Source organism: Pseudarthrobacter sp. NPDC058196 (genome assembly GCF_042882685.1).
GTDB lineage: Bacteria > Actinomycetota > Actinomycetes > Actinomycetales > Micrococcaceae > Arthrobacter.
This window is the reverse complement of record NZ_JBHVVN010000012.1, coordinates 136,236-149,270: the sequence shown is the minus strand read 5'-3', so window position 1 is coordinate 149,270 and position 13,035 is coordinate 136,236. Positions and strand designations below refer to the sequence as shown.

Sequence of the window (13,035 nt, the reverse complement as noted above, 5' to 3'; positions counted from 1 at the left end):
CCATGACTGCCTCTGAGAACCAAGGTTTCAACACCCGCGCCGTCCATGCCGGCCAGGCCTTCGAGCCGCGTACCGGTGCCGTGGTGCCGCCGCTGCACTTCAGTTCCACCTACGCCCAGGACGGCATCGGCGGACTGCGCAGCGGCTACGAGTACGGCCGCGGCGGCAACCCCACCCGGGACGCGCTGCAGGAACAGCTCGCCGCCTTGGAGCGGGGCACGCACGCCTACAGCTTCAGCTCCGGCCTGGCCGCGGAAGACGCCCTCATCCGCGCCCTCACCCGCCCGGGGGACCACATCGTGCTCGGCAATGACGCCTACGGCGGCACTTACCGGCTGATCAGCCGCGTGCTGGGCGACTGGGGGATCGGCAACACCCCCGTGGACATGGCCAACCTGGACACGGTCCGCAGCGCCGTGGCCGCCAACAAGACGCGCTTCGTGTGGGTGGAGACCCCCTCCAACCCGCTGATGAGGATCACGGACATCGCCGCGCTCGCGGACATCGCCCACGCCGCCGGCGCCCTGCTGGTGGTGGACAACACCTTCGCCTCGCCCTACCTGCAGAACCCGCTCGCCCTCGGTGCCGACGTCGTGGTCCACTCCACCACCAAGTACATCGGCGGACACTCGGATGTGGTAGGCGGCGCCGTGGTGGTCAAGGACGCGGAGCTGGCGGAGAAGATCGGGTTCGTGCAGTTCGCGGTGGGCGCGGTGTCCGGCCCGATGGACGCCTTCCTGACCACCCGCGGGCTGAAGACGCTTGGCGTGCGCATGGACCGGCACAGTGAGAACGGCCAGGCAGTGGCCGAGTGGCTCCTGGAGCGACCCGAGGTGGAAGCTGTGCTGTACCCGGGCCTGCCGTCGCACCCCGGCCACGAACTCGCCAGGCGGCAGATGCGCAAGTTCGGCGGCATGGTGTCCGTGCAGTTCAAGGGCGGTGAAGCCGCTGCCCGCAAGGTGGCAGAGTCCACCACCGTGTTCACCCTGGCCGAATCGCTGGGCGGGATCGAATCGCTGATGAACTACCCGTCCGAGATGACCCACGCCTCGGTCAAGGGCACCGAGCTGGCAGTTCCGGTCAACCTGCTGCGCCTGTCCTGCGGCATCGAGGACGTCGAGGACCTCATCGCCGACCTGGACCAGGCCTTTTCCGCAATACCCTAGCGGCTGCAGAGGAACGCTGGCTTTCTTGAAGAAAGTCAGCTAGGGTTCCCCTATGCCTCTCCGATCCGACTGGTCCCAACGCACCTGCAGCATGGCCCGCGGCCTGGACATCCTGGGCGACCCCTGGTCCGTCCTGGTCCTGCGCGAGGTCTTCTTCGGGAACGGCCGCTTCGACCCCATGAAGGCGCGCCTCGAAGTAGCCGACTCGGTCCTCACCAAGCGGCTCGCGGGTCTCGTTGAGTCCGGCCTGCTGGAGAAGAAGGCGTACGACGACGGCGGCCGCACCCGCCAGGAATATGTGCTGACTCCCATGGGGGAAGACGCGCTCCCGGTCCTGAACGCGGTCACCATCTGGGCGGAGAAGCACCTTCCCGCACCCTCGGACCAGGCCCACCTGTACGTCATCCACGCGGGCTGCGGGAAACCCACCACCTCGGCTGACACCTGCACCTGGTGCGGGGAACGGCTCACCGCCGCGAACACCAGCTGGCACAGCCGGTCGCGGTCCGAGCAGCCCATCCGGTTGTCCACCGCGGCCCGGAACGGAGCGGCCGCATGAACGCGATGCCCTGGAAAGCGGCCGAAGCCACGGAGGAGGCCATCCCGCAGGTAAAGCGCCCCCGGCTGCACCCCGCGTGGATGGTTGCCGCGGTAGCTTTCCTCGCTTTGGTGGGAGCAGCCGGATTCCGGGCGGCCCCCGGGGTCCTCATGGTCCCGCTCCAGCAGGAGTTCGGCTGGTCCACCACGGTCCTGTCAGCAGCGGTCAGCATCAATCTTGTCCTGTTCGGCCTGACCGCACCGTTCGCCGCGGCGCTGATGGAACGGTTCGGCATCCGGGCCGTCACGGCAACAGCCCTGGTCCTGATCGGCCTCGGCAGCGCCTTGACGGTGCTGGTCAACCAGTCCTGGCAGATCCTGCTGACCTGGGGCCTGCTGATCGGCCTCGGCACGGGTTCCATGGCCTTGGTCTTCGCGGCCACCATCGCCAACACCTGGTTCACCAAAAACCGTGGGCTGGTCATCGGCATCCTGACCGCCGGCAGCGCGGCCGGCCAGCTCGTCTTCCTGCCGTTCATCGCCCTGCTGGCCCAGGACCCCGGCTGGCGGCAGGCGTCCCTGCTGATCGCTGCCGGCGCCCTCGCGGTGGTCCCGCTGGTGCTGAAGTTCCTCAAGAACTCGCCCGCCGACGTCGGGGTGCTGCCGTACGGTGCCCTGCCCCCGGCGGCCGCTGATGCCCTGGAGCCGGAAGGAGCCAAACCCCCCGCAGCCGCGGACGGTCCACGCGCGAACGCGGCTGTCCGCGCCCTCCAGGTTCTCCGCCGGGCCATCAAAGTCCGGACGTTCTGGGCACTGGCGGCGGGTTTCGCCATCTGCGGAGCCACCACCAACGGGCTGATCGGCACCCACTTCATCCCCTCCGCGCACGACCACGGCATGCCCGAAACCACGGCCGCGGGACTGCTTGCCGTCGTCGGGGTCTTCGACATCATCGGCACCATCGCCTCCGGCTGGCTGACCGACCGGTTCAATCCACGCGTCCTGCTGGCCGTCTACTACCAGTTCCGCGGCATCGGCCTGCTGGTGCTGCCGCTGCTGCTGAACGCCGAGGTGCAGCCCAGCATGATCGTGTTCGTGGTGATCTACGGCCTGGACTGGGTAGCCACCGTTCCCCCCACGGCCGCCATCTGCCGCGAGACGTTCGGTGCGGACGGCAGCGTGGTCTTCGGCTGGGTGTTCGCGGCCCACCAGCTCGGCGCCGCCGCGGCCGCCATTGCCGCCGGAGCGCTGCGCGATGCCACCGGGCACTACACCTACGCTTGGATGGGTGCGGCGGCCATGTGCACCATCGCTGCGGTTATCAGCGCCACCATCCGCCGGGACCGAAATTCGCGGGAAGCGGAGCCGGCGGCGTCCTGAGCCGGCGCCCCACGAGGCGCCGCTAGGCTGGTCGGATGGAATCAGACGCACCCGCAGCTGCCCGTCCCGTTGCCCTGGTCACCGGTGCCGGGCGCACCGGGAACCTCGGCGCCGGCATCGCCAGGCAGCTGGCTGCCGATGGCTGGGACCTCGTCCTCTCCTATTGGGCCGGCTATGACGCCCGGATGCCGTGGGGGAGTGAGCCGGACGACGTCCTCCGCCTTACCGCCGAGCTCGAAGCCATCGGCGCCACCGTCCACGCCCTTCCCGCAGACCTGCAGGACCCCGGCGTGCCGGACAGGCTGGTGGCCCAGGCCGTGGAGCTTGCCGGTCCGCTGCGGGGCCTGGTCCTCAGCCACGCCGAATCGGTGGATTCGGGGGTGCTGGACACCACCGTTGAGTCCTTTGACCGGCACTTCGCCGTGAACACGCGCGCCAGCTGGCAGTTGATCGCCGCGTTCGCCCGCCAGGCCACGGACGATGGCGGCGCGATCGTGGCACTGACCAGCGACCACACCGCGTTCAACCTTCCCTACGGGGCCTCGAAAGGCGCCCTGGACCGGATCGTCATTGCCGCCGCACGCGAGCTGGGTCCACAGCGCATCTCGGCGAACGTCCTGAACCCCGGGCCGGTGGATACGGGCTGGATGACTTCCGACGTGCGGCAAGAGCTCACCGCCCAGCAGCCCGCCGGCCGCCTCGGCACCCCTGCCGACGTCGCCGGAACCGTGGCGTTCCTGCTCTCCCCGGCCGGCCGCTGGGTGTCCGGGCAGCTGATCAAGGCCGACGGCGGGTTCTCGGCCTGAGGTTTCCTGCGGCCCCGGGACAGGGTCAGTGGAAGGCGCCCAACCCGGTGATATGCCTGCCCAGGATCAGGGTGTGGACCTCGTCGGTGCCCTCATAGGTGCGGACCGACTCGAGGTTCGCGGCGTGCCGGAGCGGCGAGTAGTCGCCGGTGATGCCGTTCCCGCCCAGGATGGTCCGGGCTTCGCGCGCCACGGCGATGGCCTCGCGGACGTTGTTCAGCTTGGCCAGCGAGATCTGCTCCGGCCGGAGGGTCCCGGCGTCCTTCAGCCGGCCCAGGTGCAGCGCCAACAGGGTGCCCTTCTGGATCTCCAGCAGCATGTTCACCAGCTTCTCCTGCGTGAGCTGGTACCCGGCCAGCGGTTTGCCGAACTGCAGCCGGTCCAGCGAATAGGCCAGCGCGGCCTCGTAGGAGTCACGGGCCGCGCCCATGGCGCCCCACGCAATGCCGTACCGGGCCTCGTTCAGGCAGGTGAACGGGCCACGCAGCCCGCGGGCAGCAGGCAACAGCGCCTCCGGGCCCAGCCGGACGTCGTCGAACACCACGTCGCACTGGATGGACGCGCGCATGGAAAGCTTCTGCCGGATGGGCGTTGCCGTCACGCCGGGCGTTCCGGCCGGCACCAGGAATCCGTGCACGCCGTCGTCCGTCATGGCCCACACCACCATCACGCCGGCCACCGAGGCCAGGCCGATCCAGCGCTTGGCCCCGTTGAGCACCCAGCCGGCGTCGTCTCCACTGCCGTCGCGCTGGGCATTGGTGGCCATGGCGGCGGGATCTGATCCTGCCGTGGGTTCGGTCAGCGCGAAGCAGCCGATCACCTCGCCGGCGGCCATCCGCGGCAGCCACTCCTGCTTCTGCTCCTCCGAGCCCCAGGTGTGGATGGCGGTCATGGCCAGCGAACCCTGGACGGACACGAACGTGCGGATGCCGGAGTCGCCCGCTTCCAGTTCCATGGCCGCGAGTCCGTATTCGACGGCGGTCCGGCCCGGGCAGCCATAGCCTTCCAGATGCATGCCAAGGACGCCCAGCTCGCCGAGTTCGGTGGCCAGCTCCAGCGGGAATACCGCGTCCTCGTACCAACGGGCGATATCCGGCTTGATCCGCTGGCGGGTGAAGTCCCGGATGTGATCGCGGAGCTCCAGTTCGTCCGCCGACAGCAGCGAGTCGATGTCCAGGACATCGGACGGGCCGGCGCTCAACGCTTCACCTCGAAGTAGCCGCGGGTGGCAGGCAGGAACCTGCACACGGCTGCCAGTACCACGCCCAGCACCAGCAGCACCACGCCGCTGACAAAGGCACCGCCGACGCCGAGGATCCGGGTATCGCCGTACGCCGGGTCCCACATCTGCACGGCCGAGACGAAGAACGCAGCCGTCAGCAGCAGCGCCCCGAGCAGGGGCAGGATGCCGCGGAACCAGAGGTTCCGTGCGGAATCCCGCAGGGTGGTCCGGAAGTACCAGAAACAGGCGTACCCCGTCAGGGCGTAGTAGAACGCGATGAAGAGGCTGATGGCGCTGATGGAGTCCGCCAGCAGGTTCTCGCTCAGGAAGCTCATGGCCACGTAGTAGGCAGCTGCCGCGCCGCCCATCACCTGGGTGGAGAACCCCGGGGTCTGGTTGCGCGGGTGCACCTCGGCGAACTTCGCCGGCAGGGCTCCGTGGACGCCCATGGACAACGTTCCGCGCGCGGTGGGCAGGATGGTGGTCTGGGTGGAGGACAGGACGGACGCCAGGACCGCGACGACGATCAGCCAGCCCCACGGTCCCAGGACGACGTCCTTCATGGCGAGGAAGACGTCGTCCTTGTTTGCCGCGTTGCCCAGGCCGATGCCCTCGGAGCCCACGGTGGCGTACATCATCACCAGCAGTGCCACCGACACATAGATCGCCATCAGGACGAAAGCCGAGATCACGGCCCCGCGGCCGGGCGTACTGGCGGGATTCTCGGTCTCCTCGTTCACGGCAAGGCAGGTGTCCCAGCCCCAGTAGATGAACAGGGCAAGGAGGGTTCCATGCACCACGGCGCCGGGATCGGCAAAGGCTCCCGCCGGGTTGAACCACTCGATGTCGAAGGCCTGGCCCTCCGGGGCGCCGCCCACGATCCGCACCACCAGGGCAAGCGCGAAGACGCCCAGGGCGATGTACTGGACATAGGTCAGTACCCGCTGGACGTGCTCGCCCAGCCGGATGCCGCGGTAGTTCACCAGGGTCATCAAGACGATGAACAGCAGGCCCGTGGCGGTGACCACCACCTTGTTCTGAGCCAGCGACCCGTCACCCACCAGCAGCCACACATACTGGCCGGCCACCTGGGCGAGGTTGGCCAGGACCACGATCCCGGCCAGTGCCACTCCCCAGCCGCCCAACCAGCCCGCCCACGGGCCGAAAGCCTGGCGGGACCAGGTGAAAGTGGTGCCGCAGTCCGGGATGGCACTGTTGAGCTCGCGGAAGGCGTAGGCGATGAACAGGACCGGGACGAATCCCAGCAGCAGGATCAAGGGAGTGTAGTTGCCGTTGACGGCAACGATCAGGCCCAAGGTGGCGGCCAGCGAGTACACCGGGGCGGTGGAGGCCAGCCCCAGCATTACCGAGTCGCCCAGGTCCAGGATCCCGGCCCGCAATCCCTTGCCCGGCACCGGGGCGCCAGGCCCCCCGCCGGGGCCTCCCGTCGTCGTGATATCCGTGCTCATGCTGTCTCCGGGTTCATAGGACGATACCTGCCTTGCTGGAGTTGGCCACCGCCGAAAGCGGTGCCGGTGCGTCGATGGTGTTGGGGACGAAGCGGCAGAAGTAGTCCGTGACCGGGCCGTCGGATTCCCGGATGCCGCAGCCCACGGATTCGCCGTCCACCACCCAAAGGCCCAGCACGGGACGGTTGCCGTCGAAGTCGGGAAGGGCGTGGTACTGCTGGTAGCACCAGCCCTCGCGGCCGTAACCGCCGGGCTGCTCCAGGTTGACGCCGTCCGCGTGGATCCGGATGTTGTCGCCTTCGCGGCCGTGCAGGGGCTTGGCCACCCATTCCTTCAGCGGCCCCGGGTCCGTGAGGTACGCCGGCAGCAGGTTGGGGTGGTCCGGGTAGAGGTGCCACAGCGCGGCAAGCAGGGCCTTGTTGGAGAGCAGCATCTTCCAGGCCGGCTCAACCCAGCGCGGGTTGTGCGCCCGTTCCAGGAGGCGGGGCCCGAACTCCTCCTTCATCATCAGCTCCCATGGGTACAGCTTGAAGATGGTGCTGATCATGAAGTTGTCCAGGTCCACGAACCGGTTCAAGTTGGGGTCCCAGCCGATATCCGACATGTTGATCCCGATGGTGGTCCACCCCGCCTGGCTGGCGACGTCGCGCATGTACGCGGCCGTCATCCAGTCCTCGCCGGATTCCTCCACCTCGGAGTGGGCCACGTGGAGGGTGCTCATGCCGGTGCGGTACTGGAACTTCTTCCACTGCCGGATCAGGGCCTCGTGGATACCGTTCCACTGGTCCTTCTCCGGAAACACGTCCTGCAGCCAGAACCACTGGGCCACGGCGGCCTCGATGAGTCCGGTGGGCGTGTCGGCGTTGTACTCCAGCATCTTCGCCGGGCCGCCCCGGCCGTCGTAGATGAAGTCGAACCGGCCGTAGACGTCCACGTCGGCGGCCTGCAGGGATTCAGCCGCCAGCTCCAGTGCCTGCGGGCCGATGCCGATGCTTCCCATGGCCCCGGTGGCCAGGAACTTCGCCGCTTCCAGGCACATCCGGTGCATGTCTTCCGCGACGACTTCAAGGGCCTCCACTTCGTCCATGGTGAACTCGTAGTACGCCGATTCGTTCCAGTACTCGATCCGGCGCCCGTCATCCATGGTGGTGGTGGAGAAGACCAGGCCCTGCTCTTCGATCTTCTGCTTCCAGCCAGGCCGGGGTTCTGATATCAGTCTCTTCACCGCTCAGCCTCCCGAGACCTTGCCGCCGCCACTCGAGCCGCTCTTGGCGCTGGAACCAAACCCGCCGCGGCTGACCGTGCCGCCCTTGCTGCTGTACCCGGTGGAGGCCTTGGCCCCGCTGGGGATGGTCCGCGTGTAACCGGGCGCCGTGGACCTGTTCTGGCCCACCGGCGGGACGCTGGCCCCGCGGGAGTAGAAATACCAGGCGTAGACGCCGCCGCTGCGGCCGGCGGAGCTGTCGCAGTTGGTGTCCTCGACGCGCTCGCCGGTGTCATCGTTGAAGCAGACCTGCGCGTACTCGGGGTCGTCCTCGTTGCTGGCCACCACGGCCGTGATGGTCCCTGCCAGGAGGGCCGTGACGCCCAGGCCCACCACCACCGTGCGGCGCTGGGAGCGTTTCTTCCGCGCCGCCGCCGAGTTGAGCTGCTTTTCGCGCTCGCGGGCAAACGGGTCCACCAGGGGGACCGGCTCCTTCAGGAGGTCGGGGCGCAGCTCCGGCTTGGGGACCTGCCAGGGCGGCGGCTTGGCGGTTCCGCTATCCTCCGGAGGTGCCTTGTCCGGGTCCTCTTTCGGGTCTTTCTCGTTCGAGTCCACGGCCGTCCCCCTCGGTTGTCCACACTATTTGGGCGCCGCGCTGCACCCCCACCTGCAAGTCTCGACCCAGCGTAGTCCCTGCAACGCAGAGTTGACGAGATTGGCACCACCGGCAGGAACCCTAGACTGAAGCCATGGAACCAGCTTCTGTCCTCGCCGTCTGCCGCGTCCACCAGCTCCTGGGAGACCAGGGAAACGTTGGTGTCACGGCGATCGACAAACGTCCGTCCGACGGTCCCGTGAAGGTGCACAAGCTGGGCGTGCACGGGGACATCCAAGCCAACCGGGTCCACCACGGCGGCGAGGACCAGGCCATCTACGCCTACTCACAGTCCGACGCGGATTTCTGGGCCGGGACGCTCGGACGCGAGCTGCCGCCGGGGATCTTCGGCGAGAACCTGCGGGTCTCCGGCATCGAACCAACCACCGCGGTGATCGGGGAGCGCTGGCAGGTGGGGGCCGACGTCGTCCTTGAGGTCACTTCCCCACGCGTCCCTTGCGCCACCTTCCAGCGCCGGATGAAGGAACCCCAGTGGGTGAAGCGCTTCACCGAGGAAGGGCGCGTGGGCGCCTACCTGCGCGTCATCCGCACCGGCACCATCCAGGCGGGCGATTACATCCACCGAACGTTCGTACCGCGCCATGGAGTCACCATCGGCAGATGGTTCAGTGCGCCCGATGCGGAGGCTGTCGAGGCCCTCCGTGATGCCGAGGCCGACGGCGAAATCAGGCTCCAGGACGAATACCACACCAGGTTCGAGGTACTGATGCGGCGGCTGGGGGAGTAGCCACCACAAGCCCTGTGGCACACGGTCCGTGGGCCGTGTGCGCAAGCTCACCGCCGTCGTCGGGCCCTTAATTTCCCGCCGGCGGTGTCCGTCCCTTACACTTGAAATATCCCCCACTCCGGAAATCCCTTATTCCTGCCCAATTTTTGAGGCAGGACTGGCAAGTGTTGGGGCCCGCGCAAGCGATGCGGGCATTTTCATAGGGAGAGCCGGCTAAAGAAAACGCTGTACAGACTGCTGGGATAGCAGCCAAGAGATGCAGCGCGAAGTCCTGCCATGGGATTGCGAAAGCGCCGGACTTCTGTGACCGGCCGGTCAACGTCTGCCCGGCACCATCGGCACGTGTACTGCGGCTCCGCTCACCTCGGGTTGTGCCGCCTGGCCCCCTATGGATGAGGAATATCTCCCTATGCCCGAAAATCAGAACGAAACCACCGCTGTTGCCGAGGACGCCGCCGAGGCTCCCGTGACCGCTCCCGCCGCCGAAGCCCCTGCTGCCGAGGCTCCTGCCACGGCTGCCCCCGCCGCGGACGAAGACGAAAACACCGTCAAGTTCGCCGATCTTGGCATCGACGGCCGTGTCTTGGCCGCACTGCAGGACGTCGGGTACGAAAAGCCGTCCCCCATCCAGGCAGCCACCATCCCGCTGCTGCTCGAAGGCCGCGACGTTGTTGGCCTGGCCCAGACGGGTACCGGTAAGACTGCAGCATTCGCAGTACCGGCACTGTCCCGCCTGGCCGAACTCCACGACCTCAACGGCCCCTCCCGGAAGACCCAGGCACTGGTCCTGGCCCCCACCCGCGAGCTCGCCCTCCAGGTTGCCGAGGCGTTCACCTCCTACGCCAAGCACATCGATGACTTCACCGTGCTGCCCGTTTACGGTGGTTCCGCCTACGGCCCCCAGCTTGCCGGCCTCCGCCGCGGCGCCCAGGTGGTTGTGGGTACCCCCGGCCGCGTGATCGACCACATCTCGAAGGGTTCCCTGGACCTTTCCGAACTCCAGTACCTGGTGCTGGACGAGGCTGACGAGATGCTGCGCATGGGCTTCGCCGACGACGTGGAGCAGATCTTCCAGCAGACCCCTGAGGACCGCCAGGTGGCGCTGTTCTCTGCCACCATGCCGGGCCAGATCCGCCGGATGTCCAAGCAGTACCTGAACAATCCCGCTGAGGTCCAGGTCAAGTCCAAGACCACCACCGGCGCCAACACCCGCCAGCGCTACCTGCAGATCATGGGCCCGCAGAAGCTGGACGCGCTGACCCGCATCCTTGAGGTCGAAGAGTTCGACGGCGTCATCGCCTTCGTGCGCACCAAGATGGCCACCGAGGACCTGGCTGACAAGCTGAAGTCGCGCGGATTCCAGGCTGCCGCCATCAATGGCGACATCCCGCAGCAGCAGCGCGAGCGCACCGTTGACGCGCTGAAGGAAGGCCGGATCGACATCCTGGTGGCCACCGACGTCGCCGCCCGTGGCCTTGACGTCGAGCGGATCAGCCATGTCATCAACTACGACATCCCGCATGACACCGAGTCCTACGTGCACCGCATCGGCCGCACCGGCCGTGCCGGCCGTTCCGGCGATGCGATCCTGTTCATGACGCCGCGGGAGAAGTACCTGCTGCGTTCGATCGAAAAGGCCACCCGCCAGCCGGTGGAGCAGATGCACCTGCCCACTGCCGAGACGGTCAACACCCTGCGTCTGGGCAAGTTCGCCGAGAAGATCACCGAGACCCTCGAATCCGAGGATGTCGCGGCGTTCCGTGACCTGATCGCTTCCTACGAGGAAGAGCACAACGTCCCGGCAGCAGAAATTGCTGCCGCACTGGCCGTGATGGCACAGGGCGGCCAGCCGCTCCTGGTCAAGGAACTGCCTGCGGCTCCGGAGTTCCAGAAGCGCGAGCGCTCCAAGGACGGCTTCGGCTCCCGCGGCCCGACCCGCACCCTGACCGAGGGCAATGCCACCTATCGGATCGCCGTGGGACGCCGCCAGCGCGTCATGCCCGGCTCCATCGTGGGCGCCATTGCCAACGAGGGCGGCATCTCCTCCGCGCAGATCGGCGGCATCGACATCCGCTCGGACCACTCCCTGGTGGAGCTGCCCGCGGACCTGAGCGCCGAGCAGTTGCGCGCACTGTCCCGCACCCGGATCGGCGGCGAGCTGATCCACCTCGAGCTGGACAACGGGCGCAAGCCTTCCGGCGACCGTGGTGCCTACCAGGGCAACCGCGGCGGCGACCGTGGAGGCAACTTCAAGGGCAACGGCGGGTTCAAGAAGGAATTCCGCAAGAACGACGGCGAGCGGTCTTCCGCTGACCGCGGTGGGCGTTCGTACAGCGAGCGTTCTTTCAGCGACCGCGGCCAGTCGGGCGACTCCCGCTTCGGCGGCCACGGCGACGGCTCCCGCAAGCCCCGCAGCGGCAGCGAGGGCGGGCACCGCGACTTCAACCGCAAGGGCAAGTGGTAAAACCCTGGCGTTGAGGAATTGACGACGCCGATGGGCCGGCTTTCGAGCCGGCCCATCGGCGTTTAACCGCACGGGTGTGGGCCTGGACACATTCGTGTCCCGGGGCGGCGGTTCCGGGCCCTTGAAAGGTGCCTCCCGGCGTCGTCCGCTTTGCTTTCCGTGGCCCCTCCAGCCCTGGAAATCCGCGGAAAACCTGGCGTGGGCGGGTCGGAAAAACATGTGCCGCAGCGTTCCGGGGCCGTCCCCGACGCCGATTTGTTGGTGCGTAAATCTTCCGGTAGAGTATTTACTCGTTGCCCCCCTAGCTCAGTGGTAGAGCGCGTTCTTGGTAAGAACGAGGTCACCGGATCGATTCCGGTGGGGGGCTCTGAATGAGGGCCTGCGTCAAGGCGGTTTTGACCGGCTTGACGCAGGTTTTTCTCATTCGTGGCGGTGTAGCTCAGTTGGTTAGAGCGCACGACTCATAATCGTGAGGTCGGGAGATCGAGCCTCCCCACCGCTACAGGCTAAGCCCCTGGAATCCGTGAGATTCCGGGGGCTTTCCTGTTTCCCGGATCGGCAGTAGCTTTGCAGCAACTGGCGGATGGGGGATTCGGTGGATGTTGTTGCTGCGGTCATGGAACCGTTCCGGTGGCTGGTGTCAGTCCTCCTGGTGGCTTTTCACGACGGGCTCAGTGCGGCGGGAATGCCTCCGGCAGCCGGCTGGACCTGGACCGTGGCCATTGTGGGCCTGGTGCTGGTGATCCGTGCCGCCCTCATTCCGGTGTTCCTGGCGCAGGTGCGGGCCCAGCGCAGGATGGGACTCCTGCAGCCGGACCTGAAGGAACTGCAGGACAGGTACAAGGGCAGGACAGACCAGGCATCACGGCAGGCCCTGGCCCAGGAGCAGATGGCCCTGTACCGGAAGCACGGCACCAATCCGTTTTCCGCGTGCCTGCCCCTGCTGATCCAGGCGCCGTTCTTCCTGGCCCTGTTCCAGGTCCTGTCGGGGGTCTCCAACGCCTCGCAGCAGGGGACCGGCATCGGCGCGATGGGCCCGGCGCAGGTGGCCCAATTCGACTCGTCCAGCATTTTCGGGGCACCCCTGTCCGCGTCCCTGCTTCACGGCGGGGGCGACCCCGCCGCCGTGGCCGTGCTCGCTGTCGCCATGATCCTGCTGATGATCGCATGCCAGTTCCTGACCCAGAGGCTCGTGGCTGCCCGGACCATGGGCGCGCAGGACCCGGCGAGTCCGCTGGTCCGGCAGCAGAAGATCCTGCTGTATGTGCTGCCGCTGGTTTTCGGCGTGGGCGGCATTTTCTTCCCCATCGGCGTGCTGGCCTACTGGACCGTCTCCAACCTCTGGACCCTGGGCCAACAGTTCCTGGTGTCGCGCTGGCCGTGA

The 13,035-nt window shown here is 67.5% G+C and carries 11 protein-coding genes and 2 tRNA genes; 9 read left to right on the top strand and 4 right to left on the bottom strand.

The features are described 5' to 3' along the window. Positions 1-2 precede the first annotated feature (2 nt). Genes ACFVVC_RS17865 through ACFVVC_RS17850 form a run of 4 tightly spaced genes read left to right on the top strand, consistent with a single transcriptional unit; the run spans position 3 to position 3,889 of the window. Positions 3-1,166, top strand: a complete 1,164-nt coding sequence (locus ACFVVC_RS17865) for a cystathionine gamma-synthase (protein ID WP_387456206.1) — start codon at positions 3-5, stop codon at positions 1,164-1,166. A 52-nt stretch (positions 1,167-1,218) separates the two neighbouring features. Then, on the top strand, positions 1,219-1,725 hold the full coding sequence (locus tag ACFVVC_RS17860) for a winged helix-turn-helix transcriptional regulator (protein WP_387456203.1): 507 nt from the start codon (positions 1,219-1,221) through the stop codon (positions 1,723-1,725). After that, entirely contained in the window at positions 1,722-3,083 is a 1,362-nt protein-coding gene (locus ACFVVC_RS17855; protein ID WP_387456200.1) for an MFS transporter, read from the top strand. The genes ACFVVC_RS17860 and ACFVVC_RS17855 overlap by 4 nt, the downstream gene beginning before the upstream one ends. A 35-nt stretch (positions 3,084-3,118) precedes the next feature. Further along, a complete protein-coding gene (locus ACFVVC_RS17850; protein ID WP_387456197.1) occupies positions 3,119-3,889 on the top strand; it encodes an SDR family oxidoreductase in 771 nt (256 codons plus the stop codon). A gap of 25 nt (positions 3,890-3,914) precedes the next feature. Here the strand turns inward: ACFVVC_RS17850 and ACFVVC_RS17845 are convergent, their stop codons facing one another. The 4 genes from ACFVVC_RS17845 to ACFVVC_RS17830 are packed head-to-tail and all read right to left on the bottom strand — an operon-like array spanning position 3,915 to position 8,399. Continuing rightward, positions 3,915-5,090, bottom strand: a complete 1,176-nt coding sequence (locus tag ACFVVC_RS17845; protein WP_387456194.1) for an acyl-CoA dehydrogenase family protein — start codon at positions 5,088-5,090, stop codon at positions 3,915-3,917. Continuing rightward, entirely contained in the window at positions 5,087-6,580 is a 1,494-nt protein-coding gene (locus ACFVVC_RS17840; protein ID WP_387456191.1) for an APC family permease, read from the bottom strand. Before ACFVVC_RS17840 ends, ACFVVC_RS17845 begins: the two co-directional genes overlap by 4 nt. A 13-nt stretch (positions 6,581-6,593) precedes the next feature. Further along, the gene (locus ACFVVC_RS17835; protein ID WP_387456188.1) at positions 6,594-7,805 is read right to left on the bottom strand and encodes a glutathionylspermidine synthase family protein; all 1,212 of its coding nucleotides are present in this window, start codon (positions 7,803-7,805) and stop codon (positions 6,594-6,596) included. Between the two features lie 3 nt (positions 7,806-7,808). Next, positions 7,809-8,399, bottom strand: coding sequence for a Tat pathway signal protein (locus tag ACFVVC_RS17830; RefSeq protein ID WP_387456186.1), 591 nt, complete (start codon positions 8,397-8,399; stop codon positions 7,809-7,811). Positions 8,400-8,533: 134 nt separating this feature from the next. On the opposite strand from ACFVVC_RS17830, the gene ACFVVC_RS17825 reads away from it, so the two are divergent. The 5 genes from ACFVVC_RS17825 to yidC all read left to right on the top strand — a co-directional run bounded on the left by ACFVVC_RS17825 (position 8,534) and on the right by yidC (position 13,035). After that, positions 8,534-9,187 (top strand): MOSC domain-containing protein, encoded by a 654-nt coding sequence (locus tag ACFVVC_RS17825; RefSeq protein WP_387456183.1) that lies wholly within the window; start codon positions 8,534-8,536, stop codon positions 9,185-9,187. Between the two features lie 409 nt (positions 9,188-9,596). Continuing rightward, positions 9,597-11,651, top strand: a complete 2,055-nt coding sequence (locus ACFVVC_RS17820) for a DEAD/DEAH box helicase (RefSeq protein WP_387456180.1) — start codon at positions 9,597-9,599, stop codon at positions 11,649-11,651. A 295-nt stretch (positions 11,652-11,946) separates the two neighbouring features. After that, a tRNA-Thr gene (locus ACFVVC_RS17815) sits at positions 11,947-12,018 on the top strand. A 61-nt stretch (positions 12,019-12,079) separates the two neighbouring features. Further along, positions 12,080-12,153 (top strand) — tRNA-Met (locus ACFVVC_RS17810). Positions 12,154-12,234: 81 nt separating this feature from the next. Continuing rightward, positions 12,235-13,035 (top strand): membrane protein insertase YidC, encoded by an 801-nt coding sequence (yidC, locus tag ACFVVC_RS17805; protein ID WP_387456177.1) that lies wholly within the window; start codon positions 12,235-12,237, stop codon positions 13,033-13,035.

What these genes read in the sequence shown, in the direction of transcription:
- ACFVVC_RS17825 (WP_387456183.1), top strand. Translation starts at nt 8,534, where the DNA reads ATGGAACCAGCTTCTGTCCTCGCCGTCTGCCGCGTCCACCAGCTCCTG.
- yidC (WP_387456177.1), top strand. Translation starts at nt 12,235, where the DNA reads ATGGGGGATTCGGTGGATGTTGTTGCTGCGGTCATGGAACCGTTCCGG.
- ACFVVC_RS17860 (WP_387456203.1), top strand. Translation starts at nt 1,219, where the DNA reads ATGCCTCTCCGATCCGACTGGTCCCAACGCACCTGCAGCATGGCCCGC.
- ACFVVC_RS17850 (WP_387456197.1), top strand. Translation starts at nt 3,119, where the DNA reads ATGGAATCAGACGCACCCGCAGCTGCCCGTCCCGTTGCCCTGGTCACC.
- ACFVVC_RS17865 (WP_387456206.1), top strand. Translation starts at nt 3, where the DNA reads ATGACTGCCTCTGAGAACCAAGGTTTCAACACCCGCGCCGTCCATGCC.
- ACFVVC_RS17855 (WP_387456200.1), top strand. Translation starts at nt 1,722, where the DNA reads ATGAACGCGATGCCCTGGAAAGCGGCCGAAGCCACGGAGGAGGCCATC.
- ACFVVC_RS17840 (WP_387456191.1), bottom strand. Translation starts at nt 6,580, where the DNA reads ATGAGCACGGATATCACGACGACGGGAGGCCCCGGCGGGGGGCCTGGC.
- ACFVVC_RS17820 (WP_387456180.1), top strand. Translation starts at nt 9,597, where the DNA reads ATGCCCGAAAATCAGAACGAAACCACCGCTGTTGCCGAGGACGCCGCC.